Origin of the sequence: Lysinibacillus sphaericus (assembly GCF_015844675.1) — a bacterium.
GTDB lineage: Bacteria > Bacillota > Bacilli > Bacillales_A > Planococcaceae > Lysinibacillus > Lysinibacillus sphaericus_E.
Map to the genome: position 1 here is coordinate 69,744 of NZ_LDGC01000061.1, position 24,497 is coordinate 94,240.

A 24,497-nucleotide genomic window follows, 5' to 3' on the forward strand; every position below is an offset into this window, starting at 1 on the left:
AGTGAGGGGAACTAAATTCAAGTGAAAAAAATTTTATTGTTTATCTGTCTAGCATTACTAATTATCACGGCCTGTAGTAATAGTAAAGAAGAACCTGTGAAGGCGAGAGAACCATTGAAAAACAAAGAAAAGCTTCAACTATCTATTTGGTTACCTGAATGGCAAATCAAATCTGCCATCGAGGATGTGGAAAATTCAGAACAGGGCTTACAAGACATTCGCGTTTTTGGTGCTTATTTTAAAGAGAATGACCAATTATTATTAACTGAAGATACGATAGAAATGTTGAAACAAACACAGCAACAGTTTAATGAATCACATCAAGTGATACTTACGTTAATTAACGATACTGTTACAGATAACGCCCCTTCAGTTCAGAAGGATAGCACGTTATTAAATCGGTTGTTCCAAAATGCGTCATCCAGGCAGCGACATATTGATAATATTTTGCAAGTTGTTGACCAATACAATGTGAATGGTGTCGAAATTGATTATGAAAAGGTTGCTAAAGAGGACCTTCCTGGATATGTCCGCTTTCTAAACGAACTTTATAAACAGTTATCGAAAAAAGGTATTTCATTACATGTCGTACTAGAGCCTAGCTTCCCGTTTGATGTTAAATTGCCAAATGGACCTAAATATACAGTGATGGCTTATAATGTGCACGGATATCATAGTGGTCCAGGTGCAAAGGCAAACTTTTCATTTTTAAATGACTTAATAAAAAAAATGAAGAAGTCCAATCAAAAACTAGCGATTGCTTTTGCAACTGGCGGATTTGAATGGGTAAATCAAGGTAAAACAATTGCATTAACAGAGATAGAGGCAGAGGAATTACTGAACCAAACGAAAGCAGTTAAACAACGAGATAAAGCAAGTGGTGCTGTATATTTCACGTATGTAGATGAACAAAAAGTGAAGCATGAAGTTTGGTATGCCGATCAGGAAACGCTTGAAAAATGGACAGCACACGTACGAAAGAAACGCTACAATGAGATTGTTTTATGGCGTGCCGGAGGTCTAAGTTCGAAAACCTTACAATGGATTAATGAACAATCACAGGAGTGACGGATTCGATTGCCAGAGAGACAGTTGGAACAGGGGAAGTGGTGGATAGAACAGCTGAAGTCGTGGATAGAATCGTTAAAGCGACGGATGAAATTATCAAAGTGACGGAAAGAACCGCCAGAGCGACGGATGGAATTATCAAAGCGACGGAAAGAACCGCAAGCGACGGATGGAATCATCAAAGCGACGGAAAGAACCACCAGAGCGACGGATGAAATTATCAAAGCGACGGAAAGAACCGCAAACGATGGATGGAATCATCAAAGTGACGGAAAGAACCGCCAGAGCGACGGATGAAATTATCAAAGCGACGGATGGAATTATCAAAGCGATGGATGGAATCATCAAAGCGACGGAAAGAACCGCAAGCGACGGATGGAATCATCAAAGCGACGGAAAGAACCACCAGAGCGACGGATAGGACTATCAAAGCGACGGATGGAATCATCAAAGTGACGGAAAGAACCGCCAGAGTGACGGATGAAATTATCAAAGCGACGGAAAGAACCGCAAGCGACGGATGGAATCATCAAAGTGACGGAAAGAACCGCCAGAGCGACGGAAAGAACCACCTAAACCCCAAAAAAATCGCCACATACGGCGATTTTTTTTATTGGAATTGAGAAAGTCGTGAAAAGAAATTGGTAACGAAGTCTAAAAATATTTTTTCTGATGGAGCAATTTCGCGGTTTACAGGTGAAATAATACCGACGGTTCTTGGAATTGTAGGTGATTGAATCGGTACCTTTACTGTGAAGCGAGCAGCTGAATCATATAGGGAGCTTTCTGGTAATAAGCTAACACCAATGCCCGCAGCGACAAGACCTTTTAGTGCATCTAAGTCTTCACCCTCAGAGATGATGTTTGGCGAGAAGCCGGCAGCGCGACAGGCATCCATAGCTACTTTATGTAAAATATATCCATCTGGGAATAACACAAATAAATCATTGCGTAAATCAGCAAGTTGAATACTTTCTTTTTTGGCTAATGGATGTTTTGCTGGCAGTAATGCAGCGATATTTTCAGTAAATAATATGGTTGAACGGATAGTTTCGTCCTTCGGTGGAAGTGGACCTAAAAAAGCTAAATTTAACTCGCGGTTTTTGACTGCATCGATCAAAAAACGATAAGAACCTTGACGGAGTTGAAATTGCAAATCGGGATATTCACGCTTAAAGGCAGAAATAACAGTTGGCAATACATAGCTAGCTAAGCTTGTTGGAAAGCCGATTTTTATTGTTCCTTTAGCGGGGTCTAAATATTCTTCAACTTGCTTTGCTGCAAAATCAATGGCTTTTAAAGCAGTAATGGTGTGCTCGAGAAATGTTTTTCCAATCGGTGTTAATTTAACATTGCGTCCTACACGTTCAAAAAGTGGTGTGCCTAATTCATCTTCTAAATTAGCAATTTGTCGGCTTATTGCAGATTGAGCAACATGAAGATATTCGGCAGCCTCTGATATGTGTTCGCGTTCAGCAACCTCAACAAAATATCGTAATTGACGTAACTCCACTAGATATTCACCTCTATTAATCGAAAAATACGATTGATTATTCTTCAATTATATACTATTAAGATAAAAATAACTGAAAATAAACAAATGTTAACTGGTGCGAATTAAATGACGGGATGTCTCAGTAGCTTCATTCAAGCGCGGAGAGGAATGAATGCTAAATGAGTCACGTTCTGTAATAAAGCCTTCGTGACCAACATCCTGCCGCCGCTGCCGCTCCGGAAGTCCCCAGCCGGAACGGAAATCACTCCCACTTTATAATGGTAAATCTTTTTTTACGAACTAGAACTCTATAAATTTCTTTCCCTTATTTGATTCTATTCTAATAAAAAAGGTTATAGTATTGGTACTGTTCTTTATACATTTCTGTCACAAAACCGCTACAATTAGCGATTCCTGAGGGGTTTCCACTATGTAGCTAGATGAAATCCATTCTCAATTAGATTTATTTTATTGAAAATAAGGGGAGTCGATTCTCATTGTCAATAACGATTAGCAATATTTTGAAAATGCTTACAAACTCTTTGTTTTTAAGGATTGTTTCAAAGAAAAGTGAAAGTGATTGAAATGGTTTGCATAGAGAACGATTTTCAGTTAAGATTAGAATGATGATAATTAAGGGATGGTTCACCATTCACTGAACACACTATGGAGGTATTTTATGTCAACTTTAGTAATTAAAGATCTTCACGTTGAAATCGACGGGAAAGAGATTTTAAAAGGCGTAAATCTTACGATCAATACAAATGAAATTCATGCAATCATGGGACCAAACGGAACTGGTAAATCAACACTAGCTTCTGCAATTATGGGTCACCCTAAATATGAAGTAACTTCTGGTACAGTTGAGCTTGATGGCGAAAATGTACTTGAAATGGAAGTGGACGAGCGTGCTCAAGCAGGTTTATTCCTAGCTATGCAATATCCTTCTGAAATCGCTGGTGTAACAAATGCTGACTTCTTACGTTCAGCTATCAATGCACGTCGTGAAGAGGGCGATGAAATTTCTCTAATGAAATTTATCCGTGAATTAGATAAAAACATGGAATTCCTAGAAATGAATGAAGATATGGCACAACGTTATTTAAATGAAGGTTTCTCTGGCGGTGAGAAAAAACGTAACGAAATTCTTCAATTAATGATGATTAAACCAACTTTCGCGATTTTAGATGAAATTGACTCTGGTCTTGATATTGACGCGCTTAAAGTTGTTTCAAAAGGGATCAATGCAATGCGTGGAGAAGGCTTCGGCTGCTTAATGATCACTCACTACCAACGTCTACTTAACTACATTACACCAGACCATGTACACGTAATGATGCAAGGCCGTGTTGTTAAATCAGGTGGCGAAGAGTTAGCACAACGTTTAGAAGCGGAAGGCTATGACTGGATTAAAAAAGAATTAGGTATCGAAGAAGAAACAGAAGAGCAAGAAGCATAAGAGGGAGGACGAACTAGCATGACAGTGGAACTTAACTTGCCTGTAACAGTACAGGACGTGCGCTCGTTCTCAGAAGCAAAGGGAGAACCGGCTTGGTTTACTGAGCTTCGCGCGGCAGCACTAGACAAAGCAACTGGTTTAGATATGCCAAAACCAGACAGAACAAATATTACAAAATGGGATTTCTTAAATTTCCCAACTCATACAGTTGACAGTGAAGGATTTGCTTCACTTGATGCATTACCGGAAGAAGCAAAAGGTTTAATTGATCTTGAAGCACAAGAAAACCTTTATGTTCAACGTAATAATACACCAGCTTTCATTAAAACATCACAAGAACTAGCTGATAAAGGTGTTATTTTTACAGATATCTTAACAGCGGTTCGTGAACACGGTGACCTTGTTAAAAAGTACTTTATGACAGAAGCTGTAAAAGTTGATGAGCATAAATTAACTGCGCTTCATGCGGCACTTGTTAATGGTGGTGTATTCGTATACGTACCGAAAAATGTAATTATTGAACAGCCACTTCAAGTAATATTCTTAAACGATAACGCAGAAGCTTCATTATATAACCACGTGTTAGTTGTAGCTGAAGCAAATTCAGCTGTAACATATGTTGAAACATATATTTCAACAGTTGAAGAAGCAAAAGGGCAAGCAAATATTATTGCAGAAGTAGTAGCTCAAGACAATGCACAAGTTACTTACGGTGCGGTTGATGTACTTGCGAAAGGATATACTACTTATGTAAATCGTCGTGGACGTCTAGCTCGTGATGCGAAAGTAGATTGGGCTCTTGGCTTAATGAATGACTCAGATACTATTTCTGAAAACATTACACATCTAATCGGTGACGGTTCTCATGCTGATACAAAAACAGTCGTTGTTGGTCGCGGTGAACAAAAACTTAACTTCACTACTGAAGTTCGTCACTGGGGTAAGAACTCAAATGGTCATATCTTAAAGCATGGTGTAATGAAAGATGCGGCACAATCAATCTTTAACGGTATTGGCTACATCGAACACGGTGCGACAAAAGCGGATGCACAACAAGAATCACGTGTGTTAATGCTTTCTGAAAAAGCTCGTGGCGATGCAAACCCAATTCTATTAATCGATGAAGACGATGTAACAGCAGGACACGCAGCATCTGTTGGCCGAGTTGATCCACTACAACTTTACTACTTAATGAGTCGTGGTATCTCGAAAGCAGAAGCAGAGCGCCTTGTTATCCATGGATTCCTTGCGCCAGTTGTTACGCAATTACCAATCGAAGGCGTTCAAAAGCAACTGACGGAGGTTATTGAAAGGAAAGTTCGCTAATGATGAATAAAGACATTAAAAGCTATTTCCCAATTTTAAATCAGGAAGTAAACGGTCATAAACTTGTTTACCTTGATAGCGCAGCAACTTCTCAAAAACCTATTCAAGTAATTGAAGCGATGAAGCATTATTATGAATTCGATAATTCCAATGTTCACCGTGGTGTGCATACATTGGGTAATCGTGCTACTGACAAGTATGAGGGCGCACGTGAAAAGGTTCGTAATTTTATTAATGCTACTTCAACACAAGAAATTATTTTTACTCGCGGTACTACAACTGCTTTAAATACAGTAGCAGCAAGTTATGGTCGTGCTAATGTGGCTGATGGTGATGAAATTGTTATTACCCACATGGAGCACCATTCCAATATTATTCCTTGGCAACAGCTTGCAAAGGAAAAAAATGCAACACTGAAATACATTGAGCTTGAAGCAGATGGCACACTTAATCTAGAAAAGGTTCGTGCGACAATTACACCTAAAACAAAGATTGTGTCAGTGTCAATGGCGTCAAACGTACTTGGAACGATTAACCCAATTAAAGAAATCGCTCAAATTGCGCATGCTAACGGTGCGGTAATGGTAGCGGATGCTGCACAAGCAGCACCACATATGAAAATCGATGTACAGGATTTGGATGTAGATTTCTTAGGGTTCTCAGGTCATAAAATGTGCGGACCAACTGGAATAGGTGTACTATATGGTAAAAAAGAACACCTTGAAAAGATGGAGCCAATTGAATTTGGTGGCGAAATGATTGACTTTGTTGGACTTCATGAGTCGACGTGGAAAGAATTACCGTGGAAATTTGAAGGTGGAACTCCTATCATTGCAGGTGCAATAGGTTTAGGGGCTGCTATCGATTTCTTAACTGAAATTGGGCTAGATAAAATTGCGGAGCACGAGCATAAGCTTGCAGGCTACGCGATGGATCAGCTTGAAACAATTGACGGACTTAAAATTTTTGGCCCACGTGACCCAATGAAGCGTTGTGGCCTTGTAACGTTTAACCTAGACGATGTACATCCACATGATGTGGCAACGGTTCTTGATATGAGCGGTATTGCTGTTCGTGCAGGACATCATTGCGCACAGCCACTAATGAAATGTCTTCAACAAGTAGCGACAGCGCGTGCAAGCTTCTATCTGTATAACACAGAAGAAGATATTGACCGCCTAGTGGCAGGGTTACGTTCTGCGAAGGAGTATTTTGGCGATGTCTTTTAATAATTTAGATCAACTATATCGTTCAGTCATTATGGATCACTATAAAAATCCTCGTAATAAAGGATCTATAGAAAACGATGCTGTAACGATTGATATGAACAACCCGACTTGTGGAGACCGTATTCACTTAACGCTAAAAGTGACTGACGGTATTGTCGAGGATGCGAAGTTTGACGGTGAAGGCTGTTCAATTTCGATGTCTTCTGCTTCCATGATGACGCAGCTCATCAAAGGTAAAAAAATTGAGGAAGCATTAGAACTTGCTGATATTTTTTCTAAAATGATGATGGGTGAAGATTATAGCGATAAATATGACCTTGAGGATGTTGAGGCACTACAAGGTGTTTCTCAATTCCCTGCACGTATTAAATGTGCGACATTAGCTTGGAAAGCGATGGAAAAAGGTGTAAAGGAATAATAAATCCTAATTTCAAGTGAAAGCATTATTTGTGCTTTCACTTGAAGTAAGATTATTGTGCATTAAACAAAATAACAATTATTTATGAACGGAGGAGAAAAGATGGCTAAAAAAATGCCTGATATTGGCGATTACAAATACGGATTCCATGACAAGGACGTATCAATTTTCCGTTCAAAACGTGGTTTAACTGAAGAAATCGTCCGTGAAATTTCTAATATGAAACAAGAGCCAGAGTGGATGCTTGAGTACCGCTTAAAAGCACTTGAAACTTTCTATACAAAACCAATGCCGCAATGGGGTGGCGACCTAGGAGATTTAGATTTTGATGAAATTACGTATTACGTAAAACCATCAGAAGCTACACAAAAATCTTGGGATGAAGTACCTGATGAAATTAAAGCTACTTTTGATAAATTAGGTATTCCAGAAGCAGAGCAAAAATACCTTGCAGGTGTATCTGCTCAGTATGAATCTGAGGTTGTTTATCACAACATGAAACAAGACCTTGAAGATCTTGGTATTGTGTTCAAAGATACTGACTCAGCTTTACGTGAAAACGAAGATATTTTCAAACAATACTGGGGCAAAGTGATTCCTTACACTGACAACAAATTTGCTGCACTAAACTCAGCAGTTTGGTCAGGTGGATCATTCATCTATGTACCACCAGGTGTAAAAGTGGAAACGCCATTACAAGCTTACTTCCGTATTAACTCTGAAAACATGGGTCAATTCGAACGTACATTAATTATTGTAGATGAAGGCGCTCACGTACACTACGTTGAAGGTTGTACAGCTCCTGTTTACACAACAAACTCTTTACACTCAGCAGTAGTAGAAATTGTTGTACGTAAAGATGCATACTGCCGTTATACAACGATTCAAAACTGGGCAAACAACGTTTACAACCTAGTAACAAAACGTACAGTTGTTGAAGAAAACGGTACAATGGAATGGATCGACGGTAACATCGGTTCTAAGTTAACAATGAAGTACCCAGCTTGTATCCTTAAAGGTGAAGGCGCTCGTGGTATGACATTATCAATCGCATTAGCAGGTAAAGGTCAACACCAACACGCAGGTGCGAAAATGATTCATATGGCACCAAACACATCTTCAACAATCGTTTCTAAATCGATTGCTAAACAAGGTGGTAAGGTAACATATATGGGTCAAGTTCGTTTCGGCCCTAAAGCAAGTGGTGCACGTGCTAACATCGAATGTGATACGTTAATCATGGACAACCAATCTACTTCAGATACAATTCCATACAATGAAATCTTAAATGATAATGTTTCTTTAGAGCATGAAGCGAAAGTTTCAAAAGTATCAGAGGAACAATTATTCTACTTAATGTCTCGTGGTATTTCTGAAGAAGAAGCGACAGAAATGATCGTAATGGGCTTCATCGAGCCATTCACAAAAGAATTACCAATGGAATACGCAGTAGAAATGAACCGTCTTATTAAGTTTGAGATGGAAGGTTCAATCGGATAAAACTTTTAAAACCCGTCACAACAATGTTTGTGGCGGGTTTTTTATTTAATAGAAGAGCTATAGCGACGGAAAGAGTTTTGCTTGGTTATGTTGTTCTGATGGATCAAGACGACAATATAGAGTTTGAGCCTTTTATTCAACAGCTCAGCGGATTTATGAATCTAATCCCATTTATCAAATTAGCAATCGAGGGCGTGTTTTTATATCTTTTATAAAATAGTTGACTTATTTTTAAGTTGTAACTATAATGGTTACAGCTGAAGGTGATGAAGATTAAAATTAGCAGTCGTTTTACAATCGCTGTTCATATTTTATCAATCATCAAGCAAAATCCATCGACCATTTGCACGTCGGAATTTATGGCGGAAAGCGTAAATACAAATCCGGTAGTAATTAGGAAAATATTGTCCTATCTTAAAAAGGCAAGTATAGTGCAAGTGCGCCGAGGAACAGGCGGAGCCTCTTTGGTCAAAGATCTAGATGCCATCACTTTGCTAGAGGTTTTTCGTTCAGTAGAAGTTGTAGAAGAAAATCAGTTATTTCATTTACATGAAAATCCAAATCCTGATTGTCCTATAGGTGCTAATATACAGGCTGTATTAGAGATAATTTTAGTGCAAGCACAAGAAGCTATGGAACAAGTATTAGCCAATATTACTATGGAGCAAGTAATTACATCTTTAATCCGTGAGATGCAACAATCACAATAAATGCATTCCTGAATGCATTATTTATTTGACTTAACTGTAACTAAAATGGTTACAACTAAAAGAGAAAAGGAGGTTTAAGTGGGTGACTCTTAAAATAAAAGCATATTCGGATTTTATTTGTCCTTTCTGTTTTTTAGGGAAAGGGCCATTAGATGAAATTGCAAAAGAAAAGAATATTGAAATAGAGTGGATGCCATTTGAGTTAAGACCTGAACCATATCCGAAAATTGACCCTTGGAAAGAGCCGACTAAATTAGGATCATGGGATTCCTATATTCTCCCTACTGCCAAAAAGCTAGGGATTGATATGCGACTACCGCGTGTATCTCCACATCCTTATACAAATTTAGCTTTTGAAGGATATCAATTTGCTAAGTTGCATGGAAAGGGCAATGAATTTCATCATAGAATTTTCACAGCGTTTTTCCAAGAAGAACAAAATATTGAGGATGTAGTGGTGTTAACTCAATTAGCGAATGAGGTAGGTTTGCCTGCAGAAGAATTCAAAGAAGCTTTACGTTCAGGTAAATATCGGGAAGCTCATCAAGAAGCTTTAAAGCATGCTTATGAAGAGGCGAATATTACTGCCGTTCCTACATTAATTATTGGTAATGAAATGATCCAAGGATTAGCTAGTAAAGAAAGACTAGCACAAGTGATCGATCAGCAATTAAAAAAGTAGGTTATGTAAATCATTTAAACAGTAGTGTATAAAATAAAGCTACTTGTAAAAACCTATGTAGATAAAAAAACTTGTTAAAATTTGGAGGGAATACAAATGTCAGTAACAACAACTAATTTAAAAGAAGCAATTATTAATCGTCGTTCAATCCGTAAGGTGAAAAAGAACACAGCAATTACAAAAGAAAAAATTGAAGAGCTATTAAAAATCAGTGTACATGCACCGTCTTCATTTAATATGCAAAGTGGACGTGTAGTAGTTTTAATGGATAATGAACACGAAAAGTTTTGGGACATTGTCAAAGAAACATTACGTGCACGTGTGCCAGCAGAAAATTTTGCAGCGACTGAAGAGCGATTACAAGGCTTTAAAGATGGCGTAGGAACAATTTTGTTCTTTGAAGACCAAGCAACAATCAAACAAATGCAAGAAAACGCGCCTTCTTATAAAGAGCAATTCCCATTCTGGTCACATCAAGGAAATGCAATGCTACAATACGCAACATGGATGTCTTTAACTACTGAAGGAATTGGCGCATCTCTTCAGCACTACAATCCAATTATTGACGAGGAAGTTAAACAAACTTGGAATATTCCTGCAGAATTGAGTCTTATAGCTCAAATGCCATTTGGTGAACCAAATGAACAACCAGGAGAAAAAACTTCTTTACCTTTTGAAGATGTAGTGAAGTTTTATTAATTAAAATCTGACTACAATGAACCCCGTTAAGTGGACACGATTCACTTAATGGGGGTTCTTACTAACATATTAGTTAAATGAAAACTCGTAACCTACATAGTTAAAAACATTGGAAAACCCTATATTTTCTGCTACAGCGATGGATGGTTTGTTTGAGTCCATACAATCCCAATATGGAATCGACTCTTGTGTTAAACAATCTTTTACAAAGTGGTGAGCTAACTTTTGAGCTAATTTATTTCCTTGGTAAGCTTCTAATGTTTCGATATCTATACAGTGGACGTTTTCAACAACAAAGCCTGAAAAACAAAGGCTAACAATGTGATGATCGTAAACGACACAGTATCCAATTCCTTTATTCAAGAAACATTCAACTGAAGACCAACACGATAATATTTTAGACTGTAAAAAAGCGGAGTTTTTAATGGTGTTATCTTCAAATAGAGCGTTATCCATTTTTAAGACAGTGTAGCCTTCTTTAATATCGGGCTCATTAGTTGCTATATAGTTATTTTTATGAAGCTTATATACTCTTTGCTTCCAACTACCAAGTTCACGATGATTAAATGTTTTTTCAATCGTTTGATTCCACTTTTGATGATTACCAATGCCTTCGAAGTAATGCATTCCCACTTTTTTCGCTTCTGGTACAATTACCTGATCAATAAAGTCGTTAATTTGATTATTAAATTGTTCATTATTTTCATTTCCTATAAAGAAAAATCCATCATTGTTTCCTAACCAAATAAGTGCTGATTGTGCTGAATCGATTTGATCCACAAATATGCGTCCAGGATTCACTCCCTCTACGACAGCTTTTACTTCTAATTGACCGTGCTCATTTAGTAACCCCTTACACCTGTAAAATTCATTTTGTTGTAGTTCAGTAATCATCTCAATCAAATCCCTTTCACGTTAAATTTCACATATTTTGTTTCATCACCAAAGTTTGGGGTGTCATTTATAAAAAAGTATATTATGCGTATAAGTTGATCTTCGCTCCGCTGGGTGACTCCTCGGGGATCGGCAATAGAGGAACGAAGGCTAAGAGCATCACATCCTGTGATAACGCCTTCGTGACCAACATCGTGCTGTTGCCGCTGCCGCTTCGCTTTCGCGCAGATAAAACCCTTTTGCTTTCGCTGCGCTTTCGCACAAAAAAACCTCTGCTACCGCTACGTTGCACTCACGCTTTCGCGCAAAAGACATCTGTTGGCCCGAGACCCTGCAGCGAAGCGGCTCATCGAACGCCCCCAGGAAAGCCCCAGCCGGAACGGAAATCAACCCTACGTTCTGCTGATAATCCTATATTTCACCTTATTTAAGAGCTATGATTTTTTTACGATACGTTTAATTAGATGGTGTATGCTATGATAAATGTACATGAAGGAGGGAGTCACATGATTATAGTTGGATTAACTGGTTGGGGTGATCATCCATCACTTTATAGTGGAGTGACTGCCTCAAAGGACAAATTATTCGATTATACAGGTCATTTTTTAACGGTAGAGGTAGATACTTCTTTTTATGCCATACCTTCTAAAGAGAATGTTCGGAAATGGTGTGAGGATACACCCGAAAATTTCCGTTTTGTTGTGAAGCTTTATCAAGGAATGACTGGTCATTTACGTGGCGACATACCGTTTGAATCGAAGAATGACATGTTTAATGCCTTTATCGAATGTGCCAATGAATTTAAACGTCATGGGAAGCTAGCGATGGTATTAGCACAATTCCCGCCGTGGTTTGATTGTCAGACTAAAAATGTACAATATTTATTGTATATTAGGCAGCAGCTTAAAAGCTTTGATGTAGCTATTGAGTTTCGCAATCGGACATGGTATGCGGACAATGTAGTGCAGCAAACGATGGATTTTTTACGAGAGCATCAATTCATTCATACAATTTGTGATGAACCGCAGGCTGGCGTAGGCTCAGTACCATTTTATCCTACGGTTACTGCGACAAAGGCACTTGTACGCATTCATGGACGTAACATTCATGGATGGCGCAATACTGGGAATGCCGAAAACTGGCGGAAAGTTCGCTTCTTATATGATTATAATAGGGAAGAGTTGCAGCAGATGGGACAGCATATAAAACATCTTCAATCAGAAGTACAGCACCTATATGTATTATTTAATAATAACTCAGGGCTTCATGCCGCTAAAAATGCAAAAGAGTTACAAGGGATTTTAGCGATTAGTGATGTAGGGTTAGCGCCTAAACAATTAAACATGTTTGAAGGGGAACTATAATGGAATTTTTTCTTTTAGTTATTATTGCATTATTATCTGGGGTAATTGGCTCATTGGTTGGGCTTGGCGGAGGAGTTGTCTTAGTTCCAGCGACATTATTCGTCGGGTTAAATCTAGGGATGATTCCAGATATCACTCCTCAAAAAGTAGTTGGATTATCTGTTGTCATGATGATTTTCACTGGACTTGCTTCTACACTAAGTTATATGAAATCTAAAACAGTAGATTACAAAAGTGGTTGGATTTTTTTTATAGGGAGTATTCCGGGCACAATGCTGGGTGCATGGGTAAATAAGGGGCTAGATTTACCATCATTTAATTTATATTTTGGTATTTTACTTATTATTTTAGCGACGATATTACTTGTACGTGATAAATTGAAACCAGTAGAATGGTTTGTAAAAAACGGTATGCAACGAGAGTTTGAAGATCAAGAAGGAAATACCTATGTATATGGGTATCCAATTTGGTTTGCCATTGCATTAACGTTTTGTATTGGCTTCGCCTCAGGATTATTTGGTATCGGTGGAGGCTCGATGATTGTGCCTGCCATGATTATTTTATTTTTATTCCCGCCACATGTAGCAGTAGCAACATCGATGTTCCTAGTATTTTTATCGTCGCTTGTTAATTCAGCGAGTCATATTTATTTAGGAAATGTGCCTTGGCTTTATACGATTCCTGTTATTCCAGGAGCTTATATTGGAGCAAAGCTAGGGGCAGCATTAAATAAAAGAATTAAATCAGATACGCTTGTAGTAGCACTTCGAGTTATTTTATTATTATTAGGAATTCGTTCTATTATCGATGGTTTGTTGTAATATTCACCAAAACGAGAGGTTGATTTCCGTTCCGACTGGGCGCTTTGTAGCTGACGCTTCGCTTTCGCTACAGAAAACATTTGTTGTTGCTGTCGCTACGCTTTCGCACAGAGCAGAGCTTCCTGGGGGCGTCCGATGAGCCGCTTCGCTGCAGGGTCTCGGGCCAATAGGATGTTGGTCACGAAGGCGTTATCACAGGACGTGATGCTTTTAGCCTTCGTTCCTCTATATCGCTGAACCCCAGGGAGTCGCCCAGTCTCCACTCCAATCAACTTATATACAAGATTTATCAAATGTCATCGACAACTTTTGGTGATGAGCCAATATTGGTTGGAAGTATCTATAAATCGACTTTATACTGACAATAATGCCTAATAGCAATTCTTTACAGACATAGAAGCTATTTTAAAGAAGAGGTGGCTTAATTGCTAGAAAAAATTCATGTTTTTCATACGAATGATTTGCATAGTCATTTTAAATATTGGCCACGAATGCAAAGTCATGTGAAAGAAATGCGTACTAAGCTTACAAACATGGGAGAGACAAGCTATTTATTTGATGTCGGCGATCATTTAGATCGTTCAAATAGTTATACAGAAGCAACAGTTGGTAAGGGCAATGTGAAGTTATTAAATGAAGCGGGCTACGATGTTGTGACAATCGGTAATAATGAAGGTATAACATTGTCCCATGAGGAGCTGTATCATTTATATGATGGAGCAGCTTTTGACGTAGTAGTTGCTAATGTAAATGCTTCACATGGAACAAATCCAGCGTGGATGAAACCGTATGTTGTATTAACAACTGCTTATGGCACAAAGATTGCAGTTATTGCAGCAACGGCTATGTTTGAAATTTATTATAAGGAATTAAACTGGGAGATTGAAGAGGCACGAAACTCACTCATTCACTTAGCCTATCAGCTTCGTAAAGAAGTAGATATTATAGTCTGTTTGTCGCATTTAGGGATAACAGAGGATGAGCTTTTAGCTGAGGAATGCCCAGAAATAGATGTTATATTCGGCTCACATACACATCATGTTCTCCCGAATGGCAAGCTGGTTAATGGCGTTTTATTAACTGGTGGGGGGAAATTTGGTCAATATACGGGCCATCTTGTGTTAGAATATGACAAAAGAATGAGGGAAATTGTTGAAAAAAAGGATTTCTTAATTCATAATAAAGATTTGCCTACGGTTAAAAATGAACATGAAATCGTTCAGTTTTTAGAAGATGAGGGCAAACGATTACTCGATAAGCCAGTATTCATTACAGAAAAATCGTACAACAAAGAATGGTTCCATTATTCGCAATTATCCGATTTGTTCGCGCGGGCTATTTTAGAGAAAAGTGGAGCGGATTGTGCGTTATTTAACGCGGGTATTTTTTTAGATGGTTTACCTAAGGGAACAGTAACGGCACTTGATTTGCATAGAATTTTCCCACATCCTATAAATTTATGTACGATTGAATTATCGGTTGCTGAAATGAAAGAAATTTTCCAGCAATCTAAAAATGAAGAATGGCCTTATATTGAGCTAAAAGGATTAGGGTTTAGAGGCGTAATCTTTGGGAAGATGTTAACGTATGGCTTTTCAATGAATGAAGATCGCCAACTACTGATCAATGGGAAGCTTGCAGATAACGATCAAATTTATAAATTAGTCACACTTGATTTATTTACGTTTGGTTATTTTTATCCAAGCTTTAAATATGCTAAGAAAAAATATATTCTACCAGAATTTTTACGAAATATTATGATAGATTATGGGCAAAGATTCTTTAAGCACAATAGATAAAACGCTTTTAGAATGGATTGGGGAAAAGGTCATGCGGTTAATTTCAATCGATGTATTAAAAGAAGGAATGGTCTTAGCAAGAACCATTTGGAATGAGGCGGGACACCCTCTTTTAAAAAAAGATGTTGTCATTAATGAACGTATCATACAAAGACTTCAACAATTAAATACGCATTATTTGTATATTGACGATAAAATTTCTGAAGGTATTGAAGTAGAGGAAACAGTCCCAACTGTTGTTCGAAATAAAACGATTTCAACCATTAAAAATTCCTTCCAATCAATCGATGGTTTAAGTCCAGTAAATGCCTCTTATGTGCTTGACCAACAATCAAAGGCAATTCTTTCAATTGTAGATGAGTTACTATCGGTACTTAGTGGCAATGATGAAATTTTAACAATACTAACAGATGCGTATTTATTTGATGAATATTTATATCAACACTCCTTTCAAGTCACTCTTTATTCGATCGCGATTGCTAAAGAGCTTGGTTACTCAGCCGAGGATTTACGTATAATTGGAATTGGCGCTTTGTTACATGACATAGGGAAGCTTATGGTACCAAAAGAGATTTTGACAAAACCTGGGCGTCTAACGTTTGACGAGTTTGAAACGATGAAGCAGCATACTCGATATGGGTTCGATTTGTTACGTAATTTACATTCCATATCATTGATTGTTGCACATTGTGCCTTCCAACATCACGAACGGATTGATGGGAGTGGCTATCCAAGGGGCTTAGTTGATTTTGAAATCCATCCGTTTGCAAAAATTATTGGTGTAGCTGATGTCTTTGATGCAGTGACGACAAGCCGTTCATATCGTGAAAAAATGCTACCTTCTCAGGGTCTAGCAATTGTAGAAGCAGGCTCTGGAACTATATACGATGCACGTGTTGTCAATGCATTGAAAATGTCTGTGGTCCATTATCCGAACGGTGTTATTTTAAAATTATCGGACGGCCGTCGAGGTATCGTATCAAGACAAAATACATTAGATCCAGCAATGCCGTGGATTCGTGTTTTTGAGGAGCAAAATCAAATAGTAGCAGCTACATATGAAATTAATTTAGTGGACTACCCAACCGTAATCATTGAAAGTGTTGAAGCGGATTACGTTGTCCCATCGAAAATCGAATAAAAATCTCCTCCTGTTCATACGTTATGGAACAGGAGGAGATTTTTTTTGTTTTTCCCTCGAAAAAGGATGAAATTACGAACATATAGTCAGTATGGTAACTATAGAAAAAGTGGAAAAAAACGGTTGAATCGTATACCCTTTTTAATTGTAAGCGTTATTGTTGGTATTTTTTTATTTATTTATTTTCTGAATGAAAGGCTTATGCCGACCTACTTAGAATATGCTGAAATACAAACGAATAAGATTGCATCCTATGTTGTAAGTAATGCCACATCAAATGTTTTAGATATTAATGATGTTCTTGTAGAAGTATCCCCTGGCAATAACTCTGATTTGAAAATAAATACTGAAGTAATTAATCGAGTTCGTGCCGAAACGGTAAAGCAAGTAAAAATGAATTTAGAGCAGGCTGAGGAAGGAGATTTGTCTAACTTACCAAATCTTGATAATGTTGAATATGATTTTAACAAGATAAAAGAAGGCAATGGAGTCGTTTTTTATGTACCTATTAGCCAGGCTGCCAATATCCCTTTACTCGGGAATTTAGGACCTAAAATTCCGGTACGCTTTCACGTAGTTGGAAATGTCCATAGTGATGTTACTTCTTCAATAACGGAGTATGGTATTAATAGTGCATTTGTACAGGTAGGAATTCATTTAGAGGTAAATGTACAAATTATTGTCCCTTTTGCTAGTAAAACAGCTACAGTTTCTCAGGATATTCCGGTGGCAATGGGTTTAACGAAGGGGCAAGTGCCAAATGTTTATTCAAATGGTGATTCAGCAACACAGCCGTCCCTTGAAATACCTGTGCCTTTTAATGAATAGAAATGTTGCTGTGATAGTTGTTGGAGTTCATATATTATGTTACATTGACAACAGTGAAGATAGTTAATAGAAAAAATGCACATTTCTGATAGGGGCGATATCCGTATGACATCTTGTAAACCTACAAGTAAAGACAAAGAAGAATACTTAAGAAAGCCAGATTGGCTAAAAATTAAACTAAATACAAATGATGAATATAAAGGGCTAAAGAAGCTCATGCGAGAAAAAAATCTGCATACTGTATGTGAGGAAGCACGCTGTCCTAATATTCATGAATGCTGGGGTGAACGCCGTACAGCAACAATGATGATTCTTGGATCTGTTTGTACACGTGCTTGCCGTTTCTGTGCTGTTAAAACAGGCTTACCAAATGAATTAGACTTAGCTGAGCCAGAACGCGTAGCAGATTCTGTTGCTATTATGAACTTGAAGCACGTTGTTATTACAATGGTTGCGCGTGATGATTTAAAGGATGGCGGTGCGCAAGTATTAGCTGAAACTGTGCGTGCGATTCGTCGTAAAAGTCCGGCTACATCGGTTGAAGTTTTACCGTCTGATTTAGGTGGCGTGAAAGAGAACCTTCAATTATTAATGGATGCTAAGCCAGATATTTTAAATCATAATATTGAAACCGTGCGTCGCTTAACGCCAAGAGTACGTGCTCGTGCAAAATATGAGCGCTCATTAGAGTTTCTGCGTTTGGCAAAAGAAATGCAGCCAGACATCCCTACGAAATCATCTTTAATGATAGGCTTAGGTGAAACAGAAGAAGAAATTCTAGAGGTTATGGATGATTTACGAGCAATTAACGTAGATATTATGACAATTGGTCAATACTTACAGCCGACGAAAAAGCATTTAGCTGTTAAAAAGTATTATTCACCAATAGAGTTCGGTAAACTTCGTAAAATCGCAATGGAAAAAGGATTTAAGCATTGTGAAGCAGGCCCACTTGTACGTAGTAGCTATCATGCTGATGAACAAGTAAACGAAGCAACAAAAGAACGTCAATTACAAACAGAACTGTAAAAACGAATGTTGAAATGGAAGGTGGTGTCACTTTGATTACTATTGAAGGATATGAATACGAGCTTATACAAGATTACCGAGAAGCTTTCGAAGAGGAAGTGTTCAAGGAGCGATACTCGGATATTTTAGCTAGATATGATTATATTGTGGGCGACTGGGGCTACAATCAATTGCGCTTAAAAGGCTTTTTTGACGATAAAAATCAGAAAGCCACTTTCGATACAAAGATTAGTACACTACAAGATTACCTATACGAGTATTGTAATTTTGGCTGCGCCTATTTCGTCTTGCGCAAATCCGGTAAATCCAATCAGCAGCCAGTAGCTGTAGTAAGTGAAGATAGTCAAGTGACAAAGCTTGCTGAGAATGAACAAATAGCAGAATAAACATTTAAAACCTGATGCAATTTGCATCAGGTTTTTACTTTGTAGTGATAGTTTTTTTTAAGTTGGTAATAATAAAAATGTAACTTATCAACATAGCGTGAGGTTGATTTCCGTTCCGGCTGGGCGCTTTGTTGTTGCTGCCGCTTCGCTTTCGCACAGATAAAACATTTGCTGCCGCTTCGTTAGCACTACGCTTTCGCACAGAGCAAAGCTTCCTGGGGGCGTCCGATGAGCCGCTTTGTTGCTGTCGCTACGTTGCACTACGCTTTCGCACAGAAAACATCCGCTTCGCTGCAGGGTCTCGGGCCAATAGGATGTTGGTCACGAAGGCGTTATCACAGGACGTGATGCTTTTAGCCTTCGTTCCTCTATATCGCTGATCCCCAAGGAGTCGCCCAGTCTCCACTCCAATCAACTTAAATATTATGGCATAAGTTAAAAAGTGATATTCCTAATTTTTAGTAATGAATCAAAAGGGACGGAACGGATTCTAAAAATTATTCCTAGTTTTATATTAAAGGTGTGTGTTGTTTAGATGAAAAAAGCTGTATTTTTGGACCGTGATGGGGTCATCAATGAAGTATTAACGGATCGCGTTAAATTTGTTAACAAACCTAATGAACTCTATTTCCTACCGCATGTTCCGGAAGCAATAAAAAAATTGAATAAATACTTTGACTATATATTTGTAGTAACTAATCAAGGCGGCGTTGGATTGGGATATATGAAAGAAACGAAGCTTCAAAAAATTCATGAGCATATGGTAAAGGAATTGAAAAAAGAAGGTGCCACTATACACGAAGTCGTCTATTGTCCTCATAAACCAAAGTCGGGCTGTGCGTGCCGTAAGCCTAATAGTAAATTAATCGTTGACCTTGGTGAAAAATACAATATAGACTTGGCAAAATCCTACATGGTTGGAGATACGGATACAGATATTATAGCAGGGAAACGAGCAGGAACTAAGGGAGTATTTTTAGGTGCAAAAGATCCGCTAGCAGATGCGATTTTTCCAGATTTAATTAGTGCTACTGATTGGATTATTAAGGACGCAACAGCTTAAAGCTAGTGTTGTTGAGATAGAAAGAAAAAGCGTATAAATCATTTAAAAAAAGGATAATTTATTTAGTGGAGGTGATTAATTTGACTAAAAAAAATAAAAAATCGTTAGATCGAGAAGAATATGGATTTGGCTTTGATATTAGTGTTGATGATTTAGGAGTAATTGGGCAAAATCAACAAGCCAAAAAACAAAACGACAATGAAAACAAAGACAAGCCTCACAATAAGGATAATCCTGCTACTATAAATAATGAAAAGTAGGGGCACGATACAATGCTCCTCAATTACAAAAGAAATTCCGCCTTCTTTCTGTTGCACAGTACGTAAAGTATAACCTTATGTCTGCAGAAAAACGGAATTTTTTTTGTATTTAATTCTTAATTGCTTGCATGATATACCTAATTGAAGGATACGCCACAAGGATTTTGTGAGGAGACTCAAAATTCCCCCGTGTTCTATAAACACTATCTAGGTTTCAGCTTGTCTTCTTATGAAACACGAATTTGAATGGTGTTAATTTAATAATTCACGTAAATATTCTCGTAGCTCGACTGTCTCTTCCTCTGTACGATTATAAACGTGTTCAAGATAGCCAGGCTCTTCTACATCATCTGGACCGATTATTGCAAAACGTCCAAATTGGATGTCCATGACAAGCACTTTCCCAAAGAAACGACCCGATTGCAAAATGGCTAAATCATAACGCAACTTTTCCCCAGCAAAACTAACAAAGCGTGTTTTTGTATCTTCTACATCATCATATAAAAAAAAACGTTCCATCTTTTAATCTCCTTCCAGTCCTATAGATATGGTACTATAGAAGAGAAATGACTATCAACTTTTAAAGATTTGAATGGGGGCTTTCCTTGTGTATTTTGTAGATCGTAATAAAATCACAAAAAATTTACAGTACTTAGATGGGCTATTAGCTATTTTAGAGTCAGAAAATAGCTGGCTTGAAAATGATATTAAGGAATTAGCAATCGAGCGAATTGGTCACAATGTGATGGAGTCAATGATGGATGTTGGAAATTTAATGATTGACGGCTTCATTATGCGTGATCCAGGAAGCTATGAGGATATTATTGATATTTTAATCGATGAAAAAGTCGTAACTACTGAAATGGAAGAACCATTAAAAGCAGTAGTTGGCTTACGTAAAATGCTTGTTCGTGAATTTACAGATGTAGATGTTCAGGAAGTTGTGAATGTATTAACAGCTACTTTACCAGCATTAAAACAATTCTCACCAGCTGTGAATAGTTATTTAACAAATGAACTTGGCCCTGTTTCTGCATTTTTACCAGAGGATCATCAATGAAAACCTACAAGGCCTATTGCTTTGATTTAGATGGGACAGTGTACCGTGGAAAGGACGGAATTCCTTCTGCGATAACTTTTATACATCAGTTACAACAAGCTGGAATTGAGCCATTTTACGTAACAAACAATTCTTCTAAGACAAGAGAGCAGCTTCAGGAAGCTTTAAACGCTATAGGTGTGAATGCACCGTTAGATCATATTTACTCAAGTGCATTAGTTACAGCGAAATATGTAGCCTTGAATTTCCCAGGTAAAAAAGTAGCCATGTTAGGTTCAGATGGTATTCGTAAAGCGTTATTTAATGAAGGCATTGAACCTACCGAGGATGAGCCAGAGGTATTTGTTATGGGGATTGATCGAAATCTAGATTATATGGCACTTGCGAAGGCAACGATTGCTGTGCAAAATGGGGCAACGTTTATAGCTACGAATCAAGATATTAAATTCCCAACAGAACATGGATTTCTCCCAGGTAATGGGTCATTTGCCCGATTAGTAGGTGAGGTTGCAGACGTTGAGCCACTCTATATCGGTAAACCATCTCCTGCAATGCTTGAAGTCATTGCGACAGAGCATGACTTTATGAAAGATGAAATGGTGATGATTGGCGATAATTACGACACAGATATTATGTGTGGGATTCGTTTTGGCTGTGACACAATCCATGTAAATACAGGTGTTACACCTTCAAAGGCTGTACTTGAGAAGGAACAGCAACCTACTTATGTAGTAGAAGCATTAATTTAACTTCTTTCATCCGAGTCTCACATTTTCTATAGTGTGAGATGAATTCGGGTTTAAAGTTACTTTTCAATTGCTGCCCAAATATTCGTTTAAAAAGTTCAAACATAAAAAAAGGATGCTTATGTCGATTTTTTTGGCATAACATCCTTTTTATATGTTCAAATTTAATAGTAAGCGTTTCAACATTATATGAATGAGGTATTAAGCCTTCATTACCATAACGGATTTTCTTCGATAAATTGATAAATGGCATTCGTTAATTCTTCAGGAGAATCAGCTTCAACTAATTCACCATTGACGATTGCATAAAATGATTCTGAACATTTTGTACAGTAACTAAGACAGCCATATTCCAAAACGTCGATGTTCGGGTCGCGATCTAGTACTTCAAATGTTTTTTGAGAGCCATTTGCTAAATTACTTATACAAAATTCAACCATTGGATTCATACGTGTCACCTCACCAAGGTAATGCTACTCGCTTTTAAAACATTCGTCAATAATTTGAGTTGGCCATGAGATAAAAGCCGATATTCAGTGCTAAAGCTGGATGCATAAAAATGATGACTCGCTACAGTGTTAAACTATCTTTGCAAAAGTGATGAAAGGGATTTGGGCAATAGTGACAAATTGTCAAAGCGGTAATCCATTCAAAAGCCGTTCGAAAAAGGCAAGTAATCATTTATTTTGTGAAATCTTTCACAAAATTGCATTATGATATTGTGAAACTTCTCACAATCGGTTATACTCATTTGTGGATACTTTGTGAACAATTAATATAAGAGATATAAAAGGAGACTATTATGGGAAAATTAGTACTTTTAGGTGGCGGCTACGGCAATATGCGTGTCATGCTTCGACTATTACCAAACCTTCCATTAGACAAAGAAGTTGTGATAGTAGACAGAGCCCCTTTCCATAGTTTAAAAACAGAATTTTACGCATTAGCAGCTGGGACTGCAACAGATAAAGAAGTTCGTGTATGCTTCCCGGAGCATGAACGTTTAACGGCTGTATACGGAGAAGTTGTTGAAATTAATCGTGCGGAAAAAGTAGTCATTCTAGAAGATGGACAACGTATTGAATATGATGATTTAGTAGTTGGTCTTGGCTGTGAGGATAAATATCATGGTGTACCAGGTGCAGAGGAGTACACATATAGCATTCAGACAATGGCGAAATCACGTTCAACATTCCAAGCACTTTGTGGTTTACCAGCAGGCTCTTCAGTCGGAATTGTAGGAGCGGGTTTAAGTGGTATTGAGCTTGCAAGTGAGCTACGTGAAAGCCGTTCAGATTTAAAAATAAAGCTATTCGACCGTGGTCCACGTATTCTGAAGGACTTCCCAGAAAAGCTAAGTAAATATGTAAAAGACTGGTTCGTAAAACATGATGTTGAAGTTATTGCCAATTCAAATATTACAAAAATCGAACAAGGTAAAATTTACAATCACGATGAAGAAATTGTACTCGATACTGTAGTATGGACTGCTGGTGTACAGCCAGTCAAAATTGTTCGTGATTTGGAAGTTGAGAAAGATAAACAAGGTCGTCCTCTTGTTACACAATATTTCAATCTTCTAGATGACGAGCATGTATATATTGTAGGTGACTGTGCTGCTTCAGATTTACCTCCAACTGCGCAGTTAGCAGAGGAACAAGCAGAACAAATCGTAAAAGTACTTCGCATGCGTTGGAAAGGCGAAAACTTACCTGAAAAAATGCCTGATATCAAGTTAAAAGGTTTCATGGGAGCGCTTGGTAAAAAACAAGGCTTTGTTTATTTAGCAGATACAACAGTAACAGGACGTATCGCACGCTTAATGAAATCAGGACTATTATGGTACTACAAACGTCAAAACGATTAAATGATAAAGGGATTGCTTCGAAATTTATTTCGAAACAATCCCTTATTTTTTGGTTCTATAATATTTGTTGGGGTATTCACACAATTCCATGCATAAAAAAAGCACAGATTCACCGATTTATATACTTGAATTGTCGAGAAACAAGTAATAGAAAGGTGAACTGTGCAAATGAATTTTAACATGAATATCCCAGGATTAAAAGATGTAGAGATTACGAAAGTAGAAGAAGTAGGCGATCGAATCGCATTGTATGTACAATTACCTAAATGTACGCATCAATGTCCAGCTTGTAAAAAAGAAACATCGAAGGTTCATGATTATCGTATACAGAAGATCAATCATTTAAAATGGTTTGAACGTTTAACGATTCTTTTCTATAAGCGTCGTCGTTATGTTTGTAAATGCGGAAAGCGTTTCTCTGAAAAATCCCCCTTCGTAGATAAATATCAACGTTATTCAAAGGAATGGAATCAAGTAGTGAGTATACGCGCTATTAAGGCCAAAACATTTAAAGAAGCTGCAGAAGTACTAGGTACATCAACCACGACGGTCATTCGCCGTTTTAAAAAGGTAGCGAATAAACAATTAGTAGAGGGTGTACGTTTACCAAAAGCGATTGCGATTGATGAGTATAAAGGCGATACAGATGCAGG

Annotated in this window: 27 protein-coding genes; 23 read left to right on the plus strand and 4 right to left on the minus strand. The window is 37.8% G+C overall.

All coding sequences use genetic code 11. From position 1 onward, the window contains the following. Nucleotides 1-21 precede the first annotated feature (21 nt). Together ABE34_RS14995 and ABE34_RS15000 are read left to right on the plus strand one after the other, a co-directional pair. Nucleotides 22-1,068 carry a glycosyl hydrolase family 18 protein gene (locus ABE34_RS14995; protein ID WP_197143315.1) on the plus strand — a complete coding sequence of 349 codons (1,047 nt, stop codon included), beginning with the start codon at nucleotides 22-24 and terminating at the stop codon, nucleotides 1,066-1,068. Between the two features lie 211 nt (nucleotides 1,069-1,279). Further along, nucleotides 1,280-1,489 (plus strand): hypothetical protein, encoded by a 210-nt coding sequence (locus tag ABE34_RS15000; RefSeq protein ID WP_197229833.1) that lies wholly within the window; start codon nucleotides 1,280-1,282, stop codon nucleotides 1,487-1,489. Between the two features lie 189 nt (nucleotides 1,490-1,678). Here the strand turns inward: ABE34_RS15000 and ABE34_RS15005 are convergent, their stop codons facing one another. Then, nucleotides 1,679-2,581, minus strand: a complete 903-nt coding sequence (locus ABE34_RS15005; protein ID WP_197143317.1) for a LysR substrate-binding domain-containing protein — start codon at nucleotides 2,579-2,581, stop codon at nucleotides 1,679-1,681. Between the two features lie 661 nt (nucleotides 2,582-3,242). Here ABE34_RS15005 and sufC point away from each other — a divergent pair. The 8 genes from sufC to ABE34_RS15045 all read left to right on the plus strand — a co-directional run bounded on the left by sufC (nucleotide 3,243) and on the right by ABE34_RS15045 (nucleotide 10,586). Then, nucleotides 3,243-4,022 (plus strand): Fe-S cluster assembly ATPase SufC, encoded by a 780-nt coding sequence (sufC, locus tag ABE34_RS15010; RefSeq protein ID WP_068985348.1) that lies wholly within the window; start codon nucleotides 3,243-3,245, stop codon nucleotides 4,020-4,022. 18 nt (nucleotides 4,023-4,040) lie between these two features. Continuing rightward, on the plus strand, nucleotides 4,041-5,348 hold the full coding sequence (gene sufD / locus ABE34_RS15015) for a Fe-S cluster assembly protein SufD (RefSeq protein ID WP_197143318.1): 1,308 nt from the start codon (nucleotides 4,041-4,043) through the stop codon (nucleotides 5,346-5,348). After that, the gene (locus ABE34_RS15020) at nucleotides 5,348-6,577 is read left to right on the plus strand and encodes a cysteine desulfurase (protein ID WP_079561482.1); all 1,230 of its coding nucleotides are present in this window, start codon (nucleotides 5,348-5,350) and stop codon (nucleotides 6,575-6,577) included. The genes sufD and ABE34_RS15020 overlap by 1 nt, the downstream gene beginning before the upstream one ends. Continuing rightward, complete coding sequence (sufU, locus tag ABE34_RS15025; protein ID WP_197143319.1) at nucleotides 6,567-6,995, plus strand: Fe-S cluster assembly sulfur transfer protein SufU; 429 nt, start codon at nucleotides 6,567-6,569, stop codon at nucleotides 6,993-6,995. Before ABE34_RS15020 ends, sufU begins: the two co-directional genes overlap by 11 nt. Nucleotides 6,996-7,097: 102 nt before the next feature. Further along, nucleotides 7,098-8,495 carry a Fe-S cluster assembly protein SufB gene (sufB, locus tag ABE34_RS15030; protein ID WP_031417705.1) on the plus strand — a complete coding sequence of 466 codons (1,398 nt, stop codon included), beginning with the start codon at nucleotides 7,098-7,100 and terminating at the stop codon, nucleotides 8,493-8,495. A gap of 272 nt (nucleotides 8,496-8,767) precedes the next feature. Then, a complete protein-coding gene (locus tag ABE34_RS15035; RefSeq protein WP_197143340.1) occupies nucleotides 8,768-9,205 on the plus strand; it encodes an Rrf2 family transcriptional regulator in 438 nt (145 codons plus the stop codon). Nucleotides 9,206-9,287: 82 nt separating this feature from the next. Further along, nucleotides 9,288-9,887, plus strand: a complete 600-nt coding sequence (locus ABE34_RS15040) for a DsbA family protein (protein ID WP_197143320.1) — start codon at nucleotides 9,288-9,290, stop codon at nucleotides 9,885-9,887. A gap of 96 nt (nucleotides 9,888-9,983) precedes the next feature. Continuing rightward, entirely contained in the window at nucleotides 9,984-10,586 is a 603-nt protein-coding gene (locus ABE34_RS15045) for a nitroreductase family protein (RefSeq protein ID WP_197143321.1), read from the plus strand. Between the two features lie 69 nt (nucleotides 10,587-10,655). Here ABE34_RS15045 and ABE34_RS15050 read toward each other — a convergent pair whose 3' ends face one another. Continuing rightward, nucleotides 10,656-11,480 carry a GNAT family N-acetyltransferase gene (locus ABE34_RS15050; protein WP_197143322.1) on the minus strand — a complete coding sequence of 275 codons (825 nt, stop codon included), beginning with the start codon at nucleotides 11,478-11,480 and terminating at the stop codon, nucleotides 10,656-10,658. Between the two features lie 506 nt (nucleotides 11,481-11,986). Between ABE34_RS15050 and ABE34_RS15055 the strand changes: the two genes are divergently transcribed. The 9 genes from ABE34_RS15055 (at nucleotide 11,987) to ABE34_RS15095 (ending at nucleotide 20,171) form a co-directional block, all read left to right on the plus strand. Continuing rightward, nucleotides 11,987-12,844: a DUF72 domain-containing protein gene (locus ABE34_RS15055; protein ID WP_197143323.1), complete on the plus strand. Its 858-nt coding sequence runs from the start codon at nucleotides 11,987-11,989 to the stop codon at nucleotides 12,842-12,844. Further along, a complete protein-coding gene (locus ABE34_RS15060; protein ID WP_197143324.1) occupies nucleotides 12,844-13,665 on the plus strand; it encodes a sulfite exporter TauE/SafE family protein in 822 nt (273 codons plus the stop codon). The genes ABE34_RS15055 and ABE34_RS15060 overlap by 1 nt, the downstream gene beginning before the upstream one ends. A gap of 425 nt (nucleotides 13,666-14,090) precedes the next feature. Next, nucleotides 14,091-15,464 carry a bifunctional metallophosphatase/5'-nucleotidase gene (locus tag ABE34_RS15065; RefSeq protein ID WP_197143325.1) on the plus strand — a complete coding sequence of 458 codons (1,374 nt, stop codon included), beginning with the start codon at nucleotides 14,091-14,093 and terminating at the stop codon, nucleotides 15,462-15,464. 31 nt (nucleotides 15,465-15,495) lie between these two features. After that, nucleotides 15,496-16,605 (plus strand): HD-GYP domain-containing protein, encoded by a 1,110-nt coding sequence (locus tag ABE34_RS15070; RefSeq protein WP_197143341.1) that lies wholly within the window; start codon nucleotides 15,496-15,498, stop codon nucleotides 16,603-16,605. 45 nt (nucleotides 16,606-16,650) lie between these two features. Beyond that, on the plus strand, nucleotides 16,651-17,433 hold the full coding sequence (gene yunB, locus ABE34_RS15075; RefSeq protein WP_241747085.1) for a sporulation protein YunB: 783 nt from the start codon (nucleotides 16,651-16,653) through the stop codon (nucleotides 17,431-17,433). Nucleotides 17,434-17,538: 105 nt separating this feature from the next. After that, nucleotides 17,539-18,462, plus strand: a complete 924-nt coding sequence (lipA, locus tag ABE34_RS15080; protein WP_197143327.1) for a lipoyl synthase — start codon at nucleotides 17,539-17,541, stop codon at nucleotides 18,460-18,462. A gap of 32 nt (nucleotides 18,463-18,494) precedes the next feature. Further along, nucleotides 18,495-18,848: a YutD family protein gene (locus ABE34_RS15085; protein ID WP_197143328.1), complete on the plus strand. Its 354-nt coding sequence runs from the start codon at nucleotides 18,495-18,497 to the stop codon at nucleotides 18,846-18,848. A gap of 535 nt (nucleotides 18,849-19,383) precedes the next feature. Continuing rightward, nucleotides 19,384-19,911 carry a D-glycero-alpha-D-manno-heptose-1,7-bisphosphate 7-phosphatase gene (locus ABE34_RS15090; RefSeq protein WP_197143329.1) on the plus strand — a complete coding sequence of 176 codons (528 nt, stop codon included), beginning with the start codon at nucleotides 19,384-19,386 and terminating at the stop codon, nucleotides 19,909-19,911. A gap of 65 nt (nucleotides 19,912-19,976) precedes the next feature. Beyond that, nucleotides 19,977-20,171 carry a hypothetical protein gene (locus tag ABE34_RS15095; protein ID WP_197143330.1) on the plus strand — a complete coding sequence of 65 codons (195 nt, stop codon included), beginning with the start codon at nucleotides 19,977-19,979 and terminating at the stop codon, nucleotides 20,169-20,171. A gap of 252 nt (nucleotides 20,172-20,423) precedes the next feature. Here the strand turns inward: ABE34_RS15095 and ABE34_RS15100 are convergent, their stop codons facing one another. Then, the gene (locus ABE34_RS15100) at nucleotides 20,424-20,690 is read right to left on the minus strand and encodes a DUF3055 domain-containing protein (RefSeq protein ID WP_079561497.1); all 267 of its coding nucleotides are present in this window, start codon (nucleotides 20,688-20,690) and stop codon (nucleotides 20,424-20,426) included. 88 nt (nucleotides 20,691-20,778) lie between these two features. Here ABE34_RS15100 and ABE34_RS15105 point away from each other — a divergent pair, with 88 nt between their 5' ends. Continuing rightward, entirely contained in the window at nucleotides 20,779-21,231 is a 453-nt protein-coding gene (locus ABE34_RS15105) for a HepT-like ribonuclease domain-containing protein (RefSeq protein WP_197143331.1), read from the plus strand. Continuing rightward, nucleotides 21,228-21,980, plus strand: a complete 753-nt coding sequence (locus tag ABE34_RS15110) for a TIGR01457 family HAD-type hydrolase (RefSeq protein ID WP_197143332.1) — start codon at nucleotides 21,228-21,230, stop codon at nucleotides 21,978-21,980. The genes ABE34_RS15105 and ABE34_RS15110 overlap by 4 nt, the downstream gene beginning before the upstream one ends. A gap of 209 nt (nucleotides 21,981-22,189) precedes the next feature. On the opposite strand, the gene ABE34_RS15115 is transcribed toward ABE34_RS15110, so the two are convergent. Then, the gene (locus tag ABE34_RS15115) at nucleotides 22,190-22,426 is read right to left on the minus strand and encodes a YuzB family protein (protein WP_197143333.1); all 237 of its coding nucleotides are present in this window, start codon (nucleotides 22,424-22,426) and stop codon (nucleotides 22,190-22,192) included. A gap of 353 nt (nucleotides 22,427-22,779) precedes the next feature. On the opposite strand from ABE34_RS15115, the gene ABE34_RS15120 reads away from it, so the two are divergent. Together ABE34_RS15120 and ABE34_RS15125 are read left to right on the plus strand one after the other, a co-directional pair. Further along, entirely contained in the window at nucleotides 22,780-23,844 is a 1,065-nt protein-coding gene (locus tag ABE34_RS15120; protein WP_197143334.1) for an NAD(P)/FAD-dependent oxidoreductase, read from the plus strand. Between the two features lie 168 nt (nucleotides 23,845-24,012). Then, nucleotides 24,013-24,497, plus strand: a 485-nt coding sequence (locus tag ABE34_RS15125) for a transposase family protein (RefSeq protein ID WP_197141398.1), incomplete at its 3' end; no start/stop codon positions are given.

Excerpts from the sequence above, each read along its gene's own strand:
- ABE34_RS15000 (WP_197229833.1), top strand. The coding sequence starts at position 1,280 with ATGAAATTATCAAAGCGACGGAAAGAACCGCAAACGATGGATGGAATC.
- sufC (WP_068985348.1), top strand. The coding sequence starts at position 3,243 with ATGTCAACTTTAGTAATTAAAGATCTTCACGTTGAAATCGACGGGAAA.
- sufD (WP_197143318.1), top strand. The coding sequence starts at position 4,041 with ATGACAGTGGAACTTAACTTGCCTGTAACAGTACAGGACGTGCGCTCG.
- ABE34_RS15020 (WP_079561482.1), top strand. The coding sequence starts at position 5,348 with ATGATGAATAAAGACATTAAAAGCTATTTCCCAATTTTAAATCAGGAA.
- sufU (WP_197143319.1), top strand. The coding sequence starts at position 6,567 with ATGTCTTTTAATAATTTAGATCAACTATATCGTTCAGTCATTATGGAT.
- sufB (WP_031417705.1), top strand. The coding sequence starts at position 7,098 with ATGGCTAAAAAAATGCCTGATATTGGCGATTACAAATACGGATTCCAT.
- ABE34_RS15045 (WP_197143321.1), top strand. The coding sequence starts at position 9,984 with ATGTCAGTAACAACAACTAATTTAAAAGAAGCAATTATTAATCGTCGT.
- ABE34_RS15050 (WP_197143322.1), bottom strand. The coding sequence starts at position 11,480 with ATGATTACTGAACTACAACAAAATGAATTTTACAGGTGTAAGGGGTTA.
- ABE34_RS15055 (WP_197143323.1), top strand. The coding sequence starts at position 11,987 with ATGATTATAGTTGGATTAACTGGTTGGGGTGATCATCCATCACTTTAT.
- ABE34_RS15060 (WP_197143324.1), top strand. The coding sequence starts at position 12,844 with ATGGAATTTTTTCTTTTAGTTATTATTGCATTATTATCTGGGGTAATT.
- ABE34_RS15070 (WP_197143341.1), top strand. The coding sequence starts at position 15,496 with ATGCGGTTAATTTCAATCGATGTATTAAAAGAAGGAATGGTCTTAGCA.
- lipA (WP_197143327.1), top strand. The coding sequence starts at position 17,539 with ATGACATCTTGTAAACCTACAAGTAAAGACAAAGAAGAATACTTAAGA.
- ABE34_RS15090 (WP_197143329.1), top strand. The coding sequence starts at position 19,384 with ATGAAAAAAGCTGTATTTTTGGACCGTGATGGGGTCATCAATGAAGTA.
- ABE34_RS15100 (WP_079561497.1), bottom strand. The coding sequence starts at position 20,690 with ATGGAACGTTTTTTTTTATATGATGATGTAGAAGATACAAAAACACGC.
- ABE34_RS15110 (WP_197143332.1), top strand. The coding sequence starts at position 21,228 with ATGAAAACCTACAAGGCCTATTGCTTTGATTTAGATGGGACAGTGTAC.
- ABE34_RS15115 (WP_197143333.1), bottom strand. The coding sequence starts at position 22,426 with ATGAATCCAATGGTTGAATTTTGTATAAGTAATTTAGCAAATGGCTCT.
- ABE34_RS15120 (WP_197143334.1), top strand. The coding sequence starts at position 22,780 with ATGGGAAAATTAGTACTTTTAGGTGGCGGCTACGGCAATATGCGTGTC.